The following is a 15907-nucleotide window of genomic DNA, read 5'->3' as shown; positions in this document are numbered from 1 at the left end:
TGAATGAATGGACGCGTTCAGTGCGACGGTGCTTGCGGCGGTTGCGGCGGTTGCGGCTGGGCATACCACCACATCGACGTGATCCAGCCTTCCGCGCCATAGTACAGAGGCAGCGTCTTCGGCCAGGCGAGACCGCGCTTGAACGCCACCCGGTGCGAAGCGCTGTACCACTGCGGAATCACATAGTAGCCATGCATCAGCACGCGGTCGAGCGCGTGCGTAGCGTCGATCAGCTGCGCGCGCGTCTGCGCATGCACGAGCGCGCTCAGGATCGCGTCGACGGCCGGCGACTTTATCCCGATCACATTGTCCGAACCGTTGGTGTCCGCAGCCTTGCTACCAAAACGGTCGATCTGCTCCGAACCGGGCACCTGCACGTCTCCCATACGAATCGTGGTCGCATCGAAGTCGAATGCGTCGAGTCGCTTCTGATAGACCGCGAAGTCGGACGCTCGAAACCTCGCGGTGATGCCGAGCTTCTGCAGATTACGGACGAGGGTCGCGACGATCGGCTCAAACTGCGCGGACGAGCCGGAGTCGTCGAGTATCTCGAACTCGAATGGCTCACCTTTGGCATTACGCAGTGCATTGTCGCGATAGGTCCACCCCGCCTGCTGCAACAACGCGCGCGCTTGCAGCAGATTGGCGCGCAGCGAGCCTGGCGGATCGGTGTCGGGCTGCTTCGGCGGCAGACCGAACAAAGCCGGATCAAGTTTGGCGCGCCACGGGTCGAGCAGCGCCAACTCGCCAGGCGTTGGCATACCCTTCGCCTGCAATTCTGTATTGGCGAAGAAACTGTCGATGCGCGTGTACTGATTGAAGAACAGTTGCCGGTTCAGCCACTGAAAGTCGAGTGCGAGATCGAGCGCCTTGCGCACGCGGACGTCCTGAAACAATGGCCGCCGTGTATTGAGCACGAAGCCTTGCATGCCAATGCCGTTATGTTGCGGGAATTCGCGTTTGATCAACTCACCGCTATCGAACTTCTTGCCGACGTCGCGCCGCACCCAATTGCGCGCGATATATTCGACCAGTGCGTCGTACTCGCCCGCCTTGAATGCCTCGAGCCGCGCTGTGCTATCCGAATACAGCTTGTAGACGATCCGATCGAAATTGTTCATGCCGACCCGCACCGGCAACGTCGCACCCCAATAATTCGGATCGCGTCGATAGGCAATCGTGCGACCGTTCTCATACTGATCGATCAGATAAGGCCCGCTGGCGATCGGCTTCTCGAACGCCAACTGGTCGAACGCGATGCGGCTGCCGTCCGGCTTCATCCCCCACTTGCGCGAAAACACCGGCATGCCGCCCGCGAGCAGCGGCAACTCGCGATTGCGTTGATGAAACTCGAAGCGGATCGTATGCGGATCAACAACGACTGCGCGTGTGATCTCGCCAAAAAACGACGCGAATTGCGGCGCGGCCTGCGGGCTTTTCAGCGTGTCGAGCGAAAACTTGACGTCGTCCGCAGTAACCGGATCGCCGTTCGAAAAGCGCGCGCGCGGGTTGATGTGAAAAGTGGTCGACAGGCCGTCGGGCGCGATCTTGATGTCGTCCGCGAGCAGGCCATAGGCGGACGCCACTTCGTCGCTGCTGCCGATGGTCAGACTCTCGAACATCAGGTCGACGCCCGGTGCGGTGTTACCGCGCAGTGTGAACGGATTGAATTTATCGAAGCTGGTGAGCCGGCTCGGATTGGCCAGCACCAGCGTGCCACCCTTCGGCGCATCCGGGTTGACGTAGTCGAAGTGCTTGAAATCCGCGGGATATTTCGGCTCGCCGTATTGCGCGATCGCATAGACCGCCTGGGCCTCGGGCGCCGCGAGCAAACCGGCGAGAAGTGACACGCCGCACAGCGCAACAGCGCACGCCGAGCGCGAGGAGCGCGGCACAACCGGTAGACCGACACGCGATAGCCTATGAATCACGCTGCACCAAAGTGCACGAGGCGTTTGAACCCATCGCGAGCCAGTTGTCATAGGGGCCTTGTTGGTCAGTGGGCAATTGCGGCGTGAGGGAATTCTACCCAATAAACCCGCGCAGTCCGCACATCTCATCTGCAAGACATTCACGCGCGTGGTGCGCAAACCTCATCGGGAGAATTCATGGGCGTCCTCGCTGGCAAACGCATCCTGCTGACCGGCTTGCTCTGTTGACTCGGCGTTTTCAGCCCAGCCCGCAGGTTTCGCGAGCGCAATAACAAAACCGCCCTTTTTGGGGCGGTTTTTTCAACGCGGCAACTGCGTCAACTGTGGCTTTTTGATGACTTAGTGCCAGCCACGACGATTGTCGTAGTGGTCACGGCCGTAATCGTAGCGGCCAGGGGGATGACGGCGATACCAGTCGTCACGCGCCCAGTAGCGGCGGCCGTCCCAGTAGCGGTCGCCGTGCCAGCCGATCACGATCGCCGGGCCGCCGTAGTACACGGGAGCCGGTTGATAGACGACGGGCGGCGGCGGGGGCGGCGGCGGTGCGTAGACCGGAGCCGGCGCCACGTAGACCGGCGCGGGAATGCCGATGTTGACACCAATGTTGAGCCCGCCGGCCATTGCAGCACCCGACGCAGCCAACCCGAGAACCCCGATCAGAAGTGGAACAAGACGTGCGGACTTCATTGATCACCCTTTTGAAGAATGTGTGTTGTTGGCCGAAATATAGCGCACGGCAGCCATCCGCGTATTTCAACTTTGTAATAACTGATGCACAAGATCGCATCGGTGGCCGCCTCGTTACGTCTCGTTACATTGGACGAAGGCTGGGTGAAAAAGTAGTGGCGGTGTAATTGAGCCGCGTTGTTGTTAGTCGCCCATCTGTCGGCAAGTTGCCCATCTTTCACCGCCCTCGCCGCGGCAGGGCGACTCTGGCCGCCGCTTTCGCACGCACCTGGTAATCCGGTCGCCGGCTTCACGATCCGCCTTGTGGTTGCGGCAATGGCGGCGCACTCAAATCAGTAGGATGTCGAAGCATTCTTGCGACACGTAGCGGGCCTAACCTGACTGCAAAAACCGTCCGCTTCATTCGCCTCAATCGCCACTGCCTTCCCGTGCGTTCGCGCTGCCCCAGTAGGTGATTCATATCGGATCGCAAGAAGACAACGCGGCGCTGCCAAGCGTCGCCTCTCATCTCAGCAACCTCGCCACCTCTCCGCCGCGATAGCCGCAGCCCGGCCGCGCTCATTCGCATAGACCGCCAAAACGAACATAGGATGTTCGAAAGAACATTTGAATAATATCCAGAAGTCACCGGTCGTCCGACCTCATCATCTTCAAAGCATGGCGCAAAAGACCCGATTCAATAGATATTTCAAGAAACTCAACCACTTAAACCATGGTTTTCCCTAGTATCCGGCCTCGCTACCAGTGATACGATGACTGACACTAAACGAAGATAAATGTTCGAATTCGCGCATGCCTGCCGTCCAGCGGCCAGTCAGCGGACACATTGGGTACGGAGACAGATTTTGAAAACAATCATTGGTTTGCGCTGGTGGATCATCGCGCTCGTATGCGTCGGGACGATCGTCAACTATCTGTCGCGCAACGCCCTCGGTGTGATGGCGCCTCAGTTGACGCAGTTGCTGCACATGAGCACCAAGCAGTACTCGTACGTAGTCGGTGCGTTCCAGGTCGGCTACACGATCATGCAGCCGGTATGCGGCCTGATCATCGACCTGATCGGCCTGAGGCTCGGCTTTGCGCTGTTCGCCTGCCTCTGGTCGCTGACGGGCGTGCTGCACGGTTTCGCGACTGGCTGGCTTTCGCTCGCAGCCTTGCGCGGACTCATGGGGTTGACTGAGGCCGTCGCCATCCCGGCAGGCATGAAGGTGGTCGCCGAATGGTTTCCCAATCGCGAGAAGTCCGTGGCCGTGGGCTACTTCAATGCAGGCACGTCGCTCGGTTCGCTGCTCGCCCCGCCGCTCGTCGTCTTCCTGTCGCTGAGATATGGCTGGCAAAGCGCGTTTGCGGTGACCGGTGCGCTCGGTTTCGTGTGGGCTGCCGCCTGGTATGTGCTGTATCGCTCGCCGGCCGATCATGCGCGCATCAGCGCGGCCGAGCGCGAGACGATCGTCAGCGGACAAACTCCGGGCGCGCCGCAACGGCGCAGCATCCGCGAAGTCCTCCGCACGCGCCGCTTCTGGGCGATCGCACAAGCGCGCTTCTTCGCGGAGCCGGCGTGGCAAACGTTCAGCTTCTGGATTCCGCTTTACCTCGCAACGCAACGTCACATGGATCTGAAGCAGATCGCGCTGTTTGCGTGGCTGCCGTTTCTTGCCGCCGACCTCGGCGGCCTCTTCGGCGGCTACCTGTCGCCATTCCTGATGAAGCACTTGCGCATCCCGCTGATCGGCTCGCGCATCGCAGGTGTCGTGCTCGGCGCTTTCATGATGCTCGGACCGGCCTGTATCGGCCTCGTTGCCTCGCCGTATCAGGCGATCGCGCTCTTCTGCGTGGGTGGCTTCGCGCATCAGATGATCTCGGCGCTCGTCAATACTCTCGCGGCCGACGTATTCGACCCCAGCGAAGTCGGCACGGTCGCCGGATTTGCCGGGATGTCCGCGTGGATCGGCGGCCTGGGCTTTTCGCTGCTTGTCGGCGCGCTGGCCGATACGATCGGCTACACGCCGCTCTTCGGCGCCCTCGGCGCGTTCGATCTCATCGGCGCCACGCTGCTGATCATTCTGATGCGCGGCGTCAAACGCGACGCACGTCCGCATCAAGTCGACAACAACGCCAGCCCTGCTGCGTGACCTCACTCGAAGACCCATCATGCGTTCACTGACGAATCTGAAGCACCCGCCGCTTTTTTCACTGTCTTCCCATGCCGGCAACCACGTCGTTCTTGCCGCGCAGGAAAACTGCCGGATCGAACTGTTCGTTCTCGCCGACGACATCATCCGCGTACTCGTGCTGCCGGACGGCGAAACGCGCGGTCCGCGTACCTGGTCTCTCGCGCCGGGCGCTGACGACGTTCCGCTCGAAGGCCGCGATCGCCGTGACATGAGCGGCTTTACGCCACCACCGTTCACGCTTTCAAGCGACGCTGGGCACGTCGTGGTCGAAACAGCGCGCATCCGTTTGACGGTCACGCTGGATGGCGGATTCTGCGCGTGGGACATCGTGCACGACTCGGCCTGGCATCGCGTGATGAGCGATCGGAAGACGCAGGCGTATAACTTCGGCTGGTGGGACGAGCGCGTGTACCACTACATCGAGCGTCGCAAGGACGAAATGTATGTGGGCCTGGGCGAGCGCGCCGGTTCGCTGAATCGCGCGGACCAGTCCTACGAAATGCGCAATATCGACGCGATGGGTTATAGCGCACGCACGACCGATCCGCTCTACAAGCACATCCCCTTCTACGTGACCTGGCAGCCGGAAAGCGCCACAGGTTTCGGCCTGTTCTACGACACGCTCGCCGACTGCCGATTCGATATGGGCCGCGAGCTCGACAACTATCACGGGCACTACCGGCACTTTGTCGCCGAGCATGGCGATCTCGACTATTACTTCATCGCATCGGCGGGCACGCCCTTGCATGCAGTGCGCCGCTTTACGTGGCTGACCGGGCGTCCGGCCTGGATGCCGAAATGGGGACTCGGCTACTCCGGCTCGACGATGAGCTACACCGACGCGCCCGACGCGCAGCAGCGCATGGGCGAATTCATCGATCGATGCAGCGAGCACGACGTGCTGTGCGATTCGTTCCACCTATCGTCGGGCTATACCTCGATCGGTCCGAAGCGCTACGTGTTCAACTGGAACCACGAGAAGTTTCCGGACATCGACGGCTTCGTGAGGAGCTATCTCGAGCATGGCGTGCGTCTATGCGCGAACATCAAGCCGTGCCTGTTGCAGGATCATCCGGCCTTCGAAGAAGTGGCGCGCGCCGGCCTGCTGATCGTGTCGCGCGACGGCGATCCGGCGTGGGTGCAGTTCTGGGACGAAGTCGGCGCATATCTGGACTTCACGAATCCCGCCACCATCGACTGGTGGAAAGCGCGCGTGAAAGACAGCCTGTTGAAACACGGTATCGCCGCAACCTGGAACGACAACAACGAATTCGAAATCTGGTCGCCAGACGCGATTGCCCAGGGCTTCGGCCAACCGTATCCCGCGCGCGAGGCGAAGGTGCTGCAAACGCAGCTGATGATGCGCGCGTCGCACGACGCACAGCGCGAATACGCGCCGGACCGCCGGCCATTTCTCGTGTCCCGCTCAGGCGGCGTCGGTATGCAACGCTATGTGCAAACCTGGTCCGGCGACAACTACACCTCGTGGGAAACGCTGCGTTTCAATCTGAAGATGGGCCTCGGACTCGCGATGTCCGGCGTGTCGAACAGCGGCCACGATATCGGCGGATTCTCGGGTCCGGCGCCCGGTCCGGAGTTGTTCGTCCGCTGGGTCGCCTTCGGCATCTTCCTGCCGCGCTTCAGCATTCATTCCTGGAACGACGACGGCACGGTCAATGAGCCGTGGATGTATCCCGAAGTCACGCAGCAGGTCGCGGCGCTGATCAAACTGCGCTACCGGCTGATTCCCTACCTGTACGAGTTGCTATGGCAATCGCACAGCGCGTACGAACCGGTATTGCGTCCGATGTTCGCGGAGTTTCCGCACGATCCGCGTTGCCTCGCGGATGGCGACGACATGATGCTGGGCTCGTCGATGCTGGTTGCACCGGTGGTCGAAGCGGGCCAGTCGACGCGCGACGTCTATCTGCCGACCGGTGCACGTTGGGCGTCGTACTGGAGCGGCGAGGTGTTCGAAGGCGGCCAGACGGTGACGCTGCCTGCCCCATTCGAGCAGCCCGTGACCTTGCTTCGCGAGGGCAGCGTAATTCCGCTGAACATCGCTGAACAACACTTCGGCCGTCCCGCCGACGAACGTGCGTTCATTGCCGTGCCACACGTCGGCACAGGCATCGCTCGCGGCGGCTGCGTCGAAGACGACGGCGAAAGCGAAGCCTGGCGCACAGGCGCGCAAGGCCACTGGCAGGTCACGATTACAAGCGATGCGAGCACGCTGCGCATTTCGATCGTGCGGGAAGGCTGGGTCCAGCAGCCGCAGCAGGAAATTCGACTGTTCGTGCCGGCCAGCGAGGTGCGCGCGGTCGTCTGCCTCGACGGCGCGCTGGTGGCCGACCACACCGCCGACGGCTGGCGATGCCTGTCGATTGCCATCGCCCCCTAACCCAGCATGCATCACCGACCTGAAGACCAACGACCACCTATCCAATCCGGAGACCCGTTAGCCATGAACTCATTGAAGCGCGCGCGTACACGCGCACTCGTCCTCTCGTGCCTGCCGTTTGCGGGCATCGTGCTGTCAAGCGGCGCGTCGGCGCAAAGCAGCGTGACGCTGTACGGCGTCGTCGACAACGCGTTCGCCTATGTCAGCAACCAGAAGGGACATTCCAACTTCTACATGAGCCAGGGCAACCTGCAGGCGAGCAAGTTCGGCCTGCTCGGTGCTGAAGACATTGGCGGCGGCACGAAGGTGATTTTCAGGCTTGAAAGCGGCTTTAACTCGCTGACCGGCGCACAGAGTAGCGCAGGCTTCATTTTCAATCGGCAAGCGTACGTCGGGCTCAACAACGACCGATACGGAACGGTGACACTCGGCCGCCAGTACACGCCCTACTTCCAGATGGTCGGCGCACTAGGGCCGACAGGCGTATTGACGGGCGCGACAGGTGCGCATCCGGGCGACCTCGACGCGCTCGACACCACGTTACGCCTCAACAATTCGGTTACCTATCTTTCGCCGAACCTCGCCGGTTTGCAATTCAGCGCGCAGTACGGCCTGGGCGGTGTGCCGGGCAGCGTGGCCAACGGCAGCCAATTCAGCGCGGCGGCCCGCTACGACTACCAGCCGATTGCGATCGCGGTGGGCTACGTGAAACTGAAAGACATCGCGACGAGCCAGGCGCTCGGCACCTACGCGGTCAACTCACCGGTCAACAGCGGCTATGCGACGGCACGCAGCGCGCAGTTGTTCGCCGCAGCGGCTCGCTACACCCACCAGGGCCTGATGGTCGGCGTGAACTATTCGAACGTACAGTACGCGCCTGGCTCCGGTTCGCTGTTCACCGGCGAAGGCGTGTTCAATACGTACGGCGTGATTTCCACATACCGGATCACGCCGGCCGTGACGGTCGGCGCCGGCTACAGCTACACGCAAGCGAGCAAAGCGAATGGCATCAGCGATGCAGCGCGCTATCAGCAGGTCTCGCTCGAGCAGACGTACAACCTCTCCGCCCGCACGACGCTATACGCACTGGAGGCCTATCAGCATGCGAGAGGCAAGACGCTGGTCGCGTCGGGCAGCACGGGCACGAGTATTACTGACGCAGTGGCTGTGGTCGGCGACTCGCAGAATACGACGCCGTCGTCAGGGCCGTCACAATTCGTCGGCATGGTGGGGTTGCGGCACGCGTTTTGATGCGGTCAGCGTGTTGCCTCACGCAAACCACGCACACGGTAGGCGGAAACCGGCTCAGTCTGCCCGTTCCCCCAGCTATGCCGGATGTACGTAACGACGTCAGCGACTTCCTGGTCACTGAGTGTCCCACGATAGGCAGGCATCGGATACGGCGCCGGCACCCCCTGAATCTTCAACGCACCGGTTCCGTTCAGGACGACGTTGATCAGCGAAGACGGATCCTTCTCCAGTGCGTTCGGATTGCCAGCCAGTGGCGCCAGCAGCGGAGCATAGCCTCGTCCCGTCACTCCGTGACAGTGCAGGCAGTAGGTCGCGTACGTCGCCGCCCCAAGCTGGCCTCCGGCCATCGCATGCGCCATTGCTCCCGTCGTACTGCCGTCGTAAGGTGCGCCATCACCAGAGCTGCGCGTTGGCCCAAGCGACTTCAGATAGTGCGCCATCGCGGCCCGATCCGCATCGCTCAGATACTGCGTGCTGTGATTGATCACATCGGTCATTGGACCAAATGCAGTCGCATGCCGGTTGGCACCGGTCCTCAGGAACAAGGCCACGTCTTCCTCGCTCCAGCGGCCAAGCCCGGTGTTGCTGTCGCCCGTCAGGTTCGACGCGAACCACCCGTCGAGCGCAGCACCGCCAAGGAATGCCGTACCGCGCTCATTGAGCGCCTTCTCCTGGAACGCGATCCCACGCGCGGTATGGCATGCACCGCAGTGGCCGAGCGTCTGGACGAGATAAGCCCCACGATTCCACTGCGCATCCTTGCCGGGGACTTCCTGATAGGGCGCATCGTCGACGAACAGCAGATTCCAGAACTTCAGCGGCCAGCGCGCATTCAGCGGCCACGGAATATCCGGCTTGCGGTTCGGTTGACTCACCGGCTGCACGCCGCGCATGAAATACGCGTACAGCGCATGGATGTCGGCGTCGCTCGTCCTCGCGTACGACGGGTACGGCATCGCCGGATAGAGATTGTGACCGTCCTTTGCGACACCCTTGCGCATCGCAGCGGCAAAATCCGCTTCCGAATAACGGGCGATGCCGGTCTCGGCGTCCGGTGTGATGTTGGTCGAATAGATCCGCCCCATCGGCGTGTTCATCGGCAGGCCGCCCGAGAACGGCTTGCCGCGTGCCGCGGTGTGGCAGGCAATGCAGTCGCCGGCCTTCGCGAGATACGCACCGCGCGCGATCAGATCGGCGTCGGCGGCTGGAGCCGCACTGGCCGAAACGGATAGCGCCAGCAGCGCGGCCCCTACCGCGATGGAGGCAAGACGGGACACACCCGTAGCAGGAATCGAACGCTTCACGATCATGCCCCTCATGCCGCGTTGAGCTGGTTGCCGACCGGCAGCGTACGCAGACGCTTGCCGGTCGCCGCGAAAATCGCATTGGTCACCGCCGGTGCCACCACCGCGGTACCCGGCTCGCCGATACCGCCCGACGCTTCGGTACTTTTCACGATGTGCACCTCGATCTTCGGTGCCTCGTGTATCCGCAGCATCCGGTAGTCGTTGAAGTTCCCCTGCTCGACCCGCCCGTCCTTGAGGGTGATCTCACCATGCAGCGCCGCGGTGATCCCGAAGATCAGACCGCCCTGCATCTGCGCCTCGATTGTGTCGGGGTTGATCACCTGTCCGCAGTCGACCACGCAGACCACACGATTGACGCCGACCTTGCCGTCGATCACGGTGACCTCCGCCACCGCGCAGAAAAAGCTGCCGAATGCGCTCATCACCGACACGCCCCGCCCAGCGTGAGTGCCCAGCGGCCGACCCCAGCCCGACACCCGTTGCGCCACCTCCAGCACGTTCTTCGTGCGTGGAGACTTGCCGAGCAGCGCGAGCCGATAGGCGACAGGGTCCACCTTCGCCAGCCCCGCCAGTTCGTCGATGAAACTTTCGGTCACGAACGTGCTGCGCATCGGGCCGACACCACGCCAGAAACCGGTCTGTACACCGCGCGGCTCCTGCCGCACGTAGTCCACCTTCTGATTCGGCAGGTCGTACGGAAGGTCCGACGCGACTTCAATCGCGTCGAAATCCAGGTTGTTCCTGAAGAGCGGCGGAGCGAAGCGCGCAACGACCGACGAGCCGACCACACGATGCGTCCATGCCACGGGTTTCCCATGACCGTCCAGGCCGGCCGAGATCCGGTCGTAGTAGCACGGCCGGTACAGGTCGTGCTGGATGTCCTGTTCGCGTGTCCACGTCATCTTGACCGGTGCGTCGACGTGCCGGCCGATGAGCAGTGCCTGCGCGATCGTATCCGGTTCAAGCCGGCGCCCGAAGCCACCTCCGAGCAGATGGTTGTGCAGTGTGATCTTCTCCGCCGGCAGGCCGGTGACGGCCATCGCCGCACCCATCGCCCGCGTCGGGCTCTGGGTGCCGACCCAGATATCGCATGCGTCAGCGCGCACGTGAACCGTGCAGTTCATCGGCTCCATCGGCGCATGCGCAAGGAACGGTTGCCGGTAGACGGCATCCAGCTTCTTTGCCGCGCCACGAAACGCCTGTTCGACGTCACCCTGATGGCGCGCAACCGCGCCGTCGCGATGCGACGCGCGCTCAAGGTCATCGAACAGCATTTGCGACGACAGGTCTGCATTTGCGCCCTCGTTCCATTCAATCTCAAGCGCGGCCGCACCGCGCATCGCCGCCCACGTATGATCGCCAATTACCGCTACCGCATTGTCGAGTTGCACCACCTCGCGCACACCGGACATGCGACGGGTGGCCGCGTCATCGACATGAGCGACCTTGCCGCCAACAACTGGACAGTTCACGACTGCGGCATACAGCATCCCCGGCACCTGGACGTCAATGCCGAACTTCGCCGTACCGTTGGTCTTCTCAACAGAATCCAGCCGATGCGCCCTCGTCCCGATGAGTCTGAAATCCTGAGGTTTTTTCAGCGTGACACCCGACACCAGTGCGTCGGTCACCGGCTCCTTCGCTGCCGCGTCGACGAGCGCACCATAGGCGAGCCGGCGACCGCTTGCAGGGTGGATGACCATACCCGCTTCTGCACGACACGACGCCGGGTCCACGCTCCATTGCCGCGCCGCCGCGTTGACCAGCAGCGTGCGCGCGACCGCGCCAGCCCGGCGCATGCGCTCCGAACTTGAGCGCACCGACATCGACAGACCAGTGGTCTGTTCGTGCATCAGCGGATCGGTATAGAGATCGGGATTGGCTGGTGCATGTTCGAGCGTGACCTGTGACAGCGGCACCTCCAGCTCTTCCGCGATCAGCATCGGAAACGCGGTGTAGATGCCCTGCCCCATCTCCACCTTCATCATCACGAGCCGGACCTGGCCTGCCTGGTCGATACGCACGAAGGCGTTCGGCGTGAATCCGCTGTCGTGCGGCACCCGTTGCACGGCCTTGCCCGCTCGCCGCTCCTCGCCATGGCCGCTCACGCTGAAGCCGAGCAGCAGCCCGCCCCCGGCAACCGCACTCACGGCAAGGCCCAGCTTCAGGAACTGGCGGCGTGCCAGCGGATCCCTGTCCCGTAGCGCCGGTTGCAGGCGCTCGTCCAATGATTGACGCGTCATCTCATACCTCCCGCGCCGCGCGATGGATTGCTGCGCGAACCCGCACGTAGGTGCCACAGCGACAGACGTTACCTGCCATCGCAGCGTCGATGTCGTCATCGGTCGGATTCGGGTTCGCCGCGATCAGCGCCGCCGCGGCCATCACCTGGCCCGACTGGCAGTAGCCGCACTGCACGACGTCAAGATCCACCCATGCCTGCTGGACCTTCCGGCCCGCCGACGTTGCGCCGATCGCCTCAATCGTCGTGACGCGGCGGGTGCCCACCTGGGCAACCGGCGTCACACACGCGCGCGCCGGCTCACCGTCGAGATGCACCGTGCACGCGCCGCACTGCGCGATCCCGCAGCCAAACTTCGTTCCAGTCAAGCCGACGGTATCCCGTAGCACCCACAGCAGTGGCATGTCCGGGGGAGCGTCGACCATGTGATCCTGTCCATTGATATTGAGCGTGATCATCTGTCGATTCTTGTTGGAAAATCAGGTGTGGGGAATTCGCTGCGGGGAGCAGCGGTACGGGCAAACGAGCCAAAACAGGGGCTGCAAACCAGCCGGCCGCGGCGTGTAAAGCCGGGCGTTCATCAGGACTGAAACACCATTCGCAGTCCTGAGCCAGACGACCCGCCGGTTCTACCGACGGGCCATCCTCAAACGATCAACCGTTGAGCTTCGGCGAAAGCAGGTCCTGCAGACCGATCGCGTAGTACATCTCGCGGCGCATCCGGTCCGCCACGCCATTGACGATCTCCGCGCCGTCCTGCGACGGATCCACGTGCACGCGGAACGGCCGCTTGCCGAACGGCAAACCCACTACGCGAACGATCTCCGCGGCGACCTCCGCCGGATCCGCATCCGCCGGCTCCAGGCTTGCCAGCCCCTTCAGCGCCTGATCCGTCACGCCCGCATACGGGCCGTTTTCGTATTCGGCCGCGACATGCGCATCGGCCGGCTTGCCCGAGTGCGCGAAGTGGTTCGTGCCCTTGGTGAACGCGCCCGGCACCATGATCGTCGTCTCGATGCCCCAGCGCGCCAGCTCCGTTGAGTACGACACCGCAAGCGCATCCATCGCCGCCTTCGCCGCGAAATACGGTGCGAGGAACGGCGGCGTGCCGCCGCGCGTGGACGACGAGCCGACCCACACCAGCAGCCCCTTGCCCTGCTTGCGCAGATGCGGCAGCGCCGCACGGTTCACCCGCTGCGCGCCGAGCACGTTGACGTCGTACTGCTGGATCATTTGCTCGGGCGTAAACGCCTCGGCCGGGCCGAACACCATGTGACCGGCGTTGTGCACGATCACATCGAGACGACCGGAGTCCTTCAGGATGTGCGCAATGGCGTCGGCAACCGACGCCTCGGACTGCACATCCAGTTCGGCCGTACGCAGATCGAGCGATTTTTCCTTCGACCACTGTGCGATTTCCGCGACGCGAGGCGCGTTGCGGCCCTGCGTTTCGCGCATCGACGCGTAGACGGTATGGCCTGCTTCGGCCAGCGCACGGGCCGTCATTAAACCGAAACCGGATGATGCGCCAGTCACGAGAATGGTGTACGTCATGAGTTATCTCCTGGATTCAATGTCCGACTACGGGTTGCGAAGGCTGGACCACCTGGACCCGGCCTGTTCCGGTGCGATCGCCGAAAATCGACCGGTAGAGGTCGATCCCGCTATCCAGATGTGTGCGGAATCCGAACTGCTGATCCAGCATTGCCAACATGTCGGCACGCTCAATGCGCATCACATAGCTGTGCTCGTTCGTCACAAGCACACACGATTCGCCGTGCGCCTCAGCAGCACTGAACCACTTGCCCGGGTCCGCATGGCCACTTCTTACGGTGCGTCCGGCATGCTCGACCTGCCAACCACCGTCGAGCAGGATCCAGTACGGCGCATCCGGCTCGACACCGTGATCGCACGTTGCGATTACGGCACCGGCATCCGCTTCCCACTCGCGTGAGTGGTCGATCACCCAGCGGAGCTGCGCCGTGGACAGTGCAGTGAAAAACGGCGTATGCCGCAGAAGGTGCAAATACGTAACAGAGGGTCTCATCGTCATCTTCTGTGCAGCGTCCGGCTCCCGCTTTCCGCCGCATGATGCCAATCCCAATACTGCGATCAGCGTCAGGATGGAGGTCGAGAGACGCAGGCGCCAACGCGCCGCGCCTCCCGGAGCCTGAAAGGTCACCATGTCAGGTTCCACTATCGGCTCGCCGGTACGTCAGGCAATGCCGCCGTTGGCACGCAGCACCTGGCCGTTCACCCATGCACCATCCGGGCCGGCAAGGAACGCCACCGCGTTCGCGATGTCTTCCGGGTGGCCCAGACGTTCGAGCGGCGGCATCTTCGAGAACTGTGCGATCTGCTCGTCGGTCTTGCCGTTCAGGAACAGGTCCGTTGCCACCGGACCCGGCGCCACGCAGTTCACCGTAATGCGACGGCCGCGCAGTTCCTTCGCGAACACGCGCGAGAACGCTTCCACCGCCGCCTTCGTGCCGTTGTAAATCGAGTAGCCCGGCAGGTTCAGCGCGAGCGTCGTGCTCGACAGATTGATGATCCGCCCACCATCGTTCAGGCGCGTCGCTGCCTCGCGCAGCATGTTGAACACGCCGCCAACGTTGATCGCAAACGTCTGCGCGAACACCTCGTCGGTGGTCTGCGCGAGCGGCACCGTCTTCAGGATGCCGGCGTTGTTCACCACCACGTCGATCTTGCCGAGTTGCTGCTCGACCGTTTCGAACAGACGGCGCACGTCTTCGACCTTCGAGACGTCGCCCTGAACCGCCACCGCCTTGCCACCGGCCTGTGCCAGCTCGGCGACGAGCTTGTCCGCCTCTGCGGAGCTCGACGCATAGTTGACCGCGACCGCGAAACCGTCACGGACGAGACGACGCGCGATGGTTGCGCCGATGCCACGGGAAGCGCCGGTCACGATCGCGACGCCGGATTGATTTGCTGCACTCATCGAAAATCTCCTATTCAGGTTGAAACCTGAGCAGGATATTGACCGACATCGCGACAAAGATAATTAGCTATGTTTTGCCATCACTGTTTCATTTGCTTTAACTATTGACCAAGGAATCGTACCGGTAAACACCTATACAAAAAACCCGTATTTTGATAATAATTGACAGTATGCGATTGTCCGATTAGCACAATTAGAGAAATATAGAATGACGCACTTCGTTACCGTCTCCACGGCGACGATCCCACCCGAAGGGCAGGCAGCCGAATGGGCTCGCACAATTAGTGAGCGCTTCAGCGAATGCTTCGATAAACAGCGTCGCCGTACCGCCAGCGGCGAACCCTTTACCGGCAGGATCGGTTACGCACGTATTGGACAGATCCAGTTATGCCGACTTGCCGCGCAAGGACATCAGGTAGAAAACGCGCCGCGAAGCAGCAGTATTCACGCCAGCCACTACAAGATCACCCTCCAGCTTGAGGGTCACTCTGACTTTGAGCAGGATGGGTTGAGGGTAAGCGCGAATTAACGCACACCACAATGAGCCGGCGCGTAGGGCTAGATCATGCAGGAACTAATACGTCGCGCGGCTTGGCAACGTTGAACGGCAACAGATCGCTGATATCGGCATCCGCTGCACGCTGCGGTAGTTCGGTCAGCACGCGAAGCAGATAGGTATACGGTTCGACGTTGCACGCGCGGCACGTGAGCATCAGGCTATAGATGATGGCGCTCGCCTTCGCCCCGGCGACGGTGTCACTGAACAACCACGCCTTTCTTCCGGTCGTAAATGGCCGGATGTCCCGTTCGAGCACGTTGTTGTCGATGGGAGCATGGCCATCCTCGACGTAGCGCCGCAGGTACTCCCATTGATTGCGCGTGTAGCTGATGGCCTTGCCGGTCAGGCTTTCGGGCAGCACCTGTGCCGCCTGCTCATCGAGCCAGATTTTGAACG

Annotated in this window: 13 protein-coding genes; 4 read left to right on the top strand and 9 right to left on the bottom strand. The window is 62.3% G+C overall.

Annotated elements, in window-relative coordinates; genetic code table 11:
- Positions 1-17: 17 nt before the first annotated feature.
- Together P3T25_RS02090 and P3T25_RS02085 are read right to left on the bottom strand one after the other, a co-directional pair.
- The gene (locus tag P3T25_RS02090; RefSeq protein WP_154566953.1) at positions 18-1982 is read right to left on the bottom strand and encodes an extracellular solute-binding protein; all 1965 of its coding nucleotides are present in this window, start codon (positions 1980-1982) and stop codon (positions 18-20) included.
- Positions 1983-2270: 288 nt separating this feature from the next.
- Positions 2271-2618 (bottom strand): hypothetical protein, encoded by a 348-nt coding sequence (locus tag P3T25_RS02085; protein WP_171925499.1) that lies wholly within the window; start codon positions 2616-2618, stop codon positions 2271-2273.
- Positions 2619-3463: 845 nt separating this feature from the next.
- On the opposite strand from P3T25_RS02085, the gene P3T25_RS02080 reads away from it, so the two are divergent.
- From P3T25_RS02080 to P3T25_RS02070, 3 genes are all read left to right on the top strand, one after another.
- Complete coding sequence (locus tag P3T25_RS02080; protein ID WP_171925498.1) at positions 3464-4750, top strand: MFS transporter; 1287 nt, start codon at positions 3464-3466, stop codon at positions 4748-4750.
- 19 nt (positions 4751-4769) lie between these two features.
- On the top strand, positions 4770-7193 hold the full coding sequence (locus P3T25_RS02075; RefSeq protein WP_429357358.1) for a TIM-barrel domain-containing protein: 2424 nt from the start codon (positions 4770-4772) through the stop codon (positions 7191-7193).
- Between the two features lie 63 nt (positions 7194-7256).
- Positions 7257-8444 (top strand): porin, encoded by a 1188-nt coding sequence (locus P3T25_RS02070; protein ID WP_429357357.1) that lies wholly within the window; start codon positions 7257-7259, stop codon positions 8442-8444.
- A gap of 5 nt (positions 8445-8449) precedes the next feature.
- On the opposite strand, the gene P3T25_RS02065 is transcribed toward P3T25_RS02070, so the two are convergent.
- From P3T25_RS02065 to P3T25_RS02040, 6 genes are all read right to left on the bottom strand, one after another.
- Positions 8450-9754, bottom strand: a complete 1305-nt coding sequence (locus P3T25_RS02065; RefSeq protein WP_154567376.1) for a c-type cytochrome — start codon at positions 9752-9754, stop codon at positions 8450-8452.
- A 5-nt stretch (positions 9755-9759) separates the two neighbouring features.
- Positions 9760-11994, bottom strand: a complete 2235-nt coding sequence (locus P3T25_RS02060) for a molybdopterin cofactor-binding domain-containing protein (protein ID WP_429357356.1) — start codon at positions 11992-11994, stop codon at positions 9760-9762.
- Between the two features lies 1 nt (position 11995).
- Entirely contained in the window at positions 11996-12451 is a 456-nt protein-coding gene (locus tag P3T25_RS02055; protein ID WP_429357355.1) for a (2Fe-2S)-binding protein, read from the bottom strand.
- Positions 12452-12647: 196 nt separating this feature from the next.
- Positions 12648-13547, bottom strand: a complete 900-nt coding sequence (locus tag P3T25_RS02050; protein WP_429357354.1) for an SDR family oxidoreductase — start codon at positions 13545-13547, stop codon at positions 12648-12650.
- 16 nt (positions 13548-13563) lie between these two features.
- On the bottom strand, positions 13564-14178 hold the full coding sequence (locus P3T25_RS02045) for a hypothetical protein (RefSeq protein WP_429357353.1): 615 nt from the start codon (positions 14176-14178) through the stop codon (positions 13564-13566).
- A gap of 30 nt (positions 14179-14208) precedes the next feature.
- Complete coding sequence (locus P3T25_RS02040; RefSeq protein WP_171925493.1) at positions 14209-14952, bottom strand: SDR family oxidoreductase; 744 nt, start codon at positions 14950-14952, stop codon at positions 14209-14211.
- 208 nt (positions 14953-15160) lie between these two features.
- Here P3T25_RS02040 and P3T25_RS02035 point away from each other — a divergent pair, with 208 nt between their 5' ends.
- On the top strand, positions 15161-15481 hold the full coding sequence (locus P3T25_RS02035) for a hypothetical protein (RefSeq protein ID WP_429357352.1): 321 nt from the start codon (positions 15161-15163) through the stop codon (positions 15479-15481).
- A gap of 34 nt (positions 15482-15515) precedes the next feature.
- On the opposite strand, the gene P3T25_RS02030 is transcribed toward P3T25_RS02035, so the two are convergent.
- Positions 15516-15907, bottom strand: a 392-nt coding sequence (locus tag P3T25_RS02030) for an IS66 family transposase (protein WP_429357351.1), incomplete at its 5' end; no start/stop codon positions are given.

The organism is Paraburkholderia sp. GAS32 (genome assembly GCF_050434225.1).
Classification (GTDB): domain Bacteria; phylum Pseudomonadota; class Gammaproteobacteria; order Burkholderiales; family Burkholderiaceae; genus Paraburkholderia; species Paraburkholderia madseniana.
The sequence above is the reverse complement of the archived record's forward strand: the minus strand, read 5'-3'. Positions and strand labels throughout refer to the sequence as shown.

Coding starts and splice junctions, on each gene's coding strand:
- P3T25_RS02090 (WP_154566953.1), bottom strand. CDS start 1,982: ATGACAACTGGCTCGCGATGGGTTCAAACGCCTCGTGCACTTTGGTGC.
- P3T25_RS02085 (WP_171925499.1), bottom strand. CDS start 2,618: ATGAAGTCCGCACGTCTTGTTCCACTTCTGATCGGGGTTCTCGGGTTG.
- P3T25_RS02075 (WP_429357358.1), top strand. CDS start 4,770: ATGCGTTCACTGACGAATCTGAAGCACCCGCCGCTTTTTTCACTGTCT.
- P3T25_RS02070 (WP_429357357.1), top strand. CDS start 7,257: ATGAACTCATTGAAGCGCGCGCGTACACGCGCACTCGTCCTCTCGTGC.
- P3T25_RS02065 (WP_154567376.1), bottom strand. CDS start 9,754: ATGATCGTGAAGCGTTCGATTCCTGCTACGGGTGTGTCCCGTCTTGCC.
- P3T25_RS02060 (WP_429357356.1), bottom strand. CDS start 11,994: ATGACGCGTCAATCATTGGACGAGCGCCTGCAACCGGCGCTACGGGAC.
- P3T25_RS02055 (WP_429357355.1), bottom strand. CDS start 12,451: ATGATCACGCTCAATATCAATGGACAGGATCACATGGTCGACGCTCCC.
- P3T25_RS02050 (WP_429357354.1), bottom strand. CDS start 13,547: ATGACGTACACCATTCTCGTGACTGGCGCATCATCCGGTTTCGGTTTA.
- P3T25_RS02045 (WP_429357353.1), bottom strand. CDS start 14,178: ATGGTGACCTTTCAGGCTCCGGGAGGCGCGGCGCGTTGGCGCCTGCGT.
- P3T25_RS02040 (WP_171925493.1), bottom strand. CDS start 14,952: ATGAGTGCAGCAAATCAATCCGGCGTCGCGATCGTGACCGGCGCTTCC.
- P3T25_RS02035 (WP_429357352.1), top strand. CDS start 15,161: ATGACGCACTTCGTTACCGTCTCCACGGCGACGATCCCACCCGAAGGG.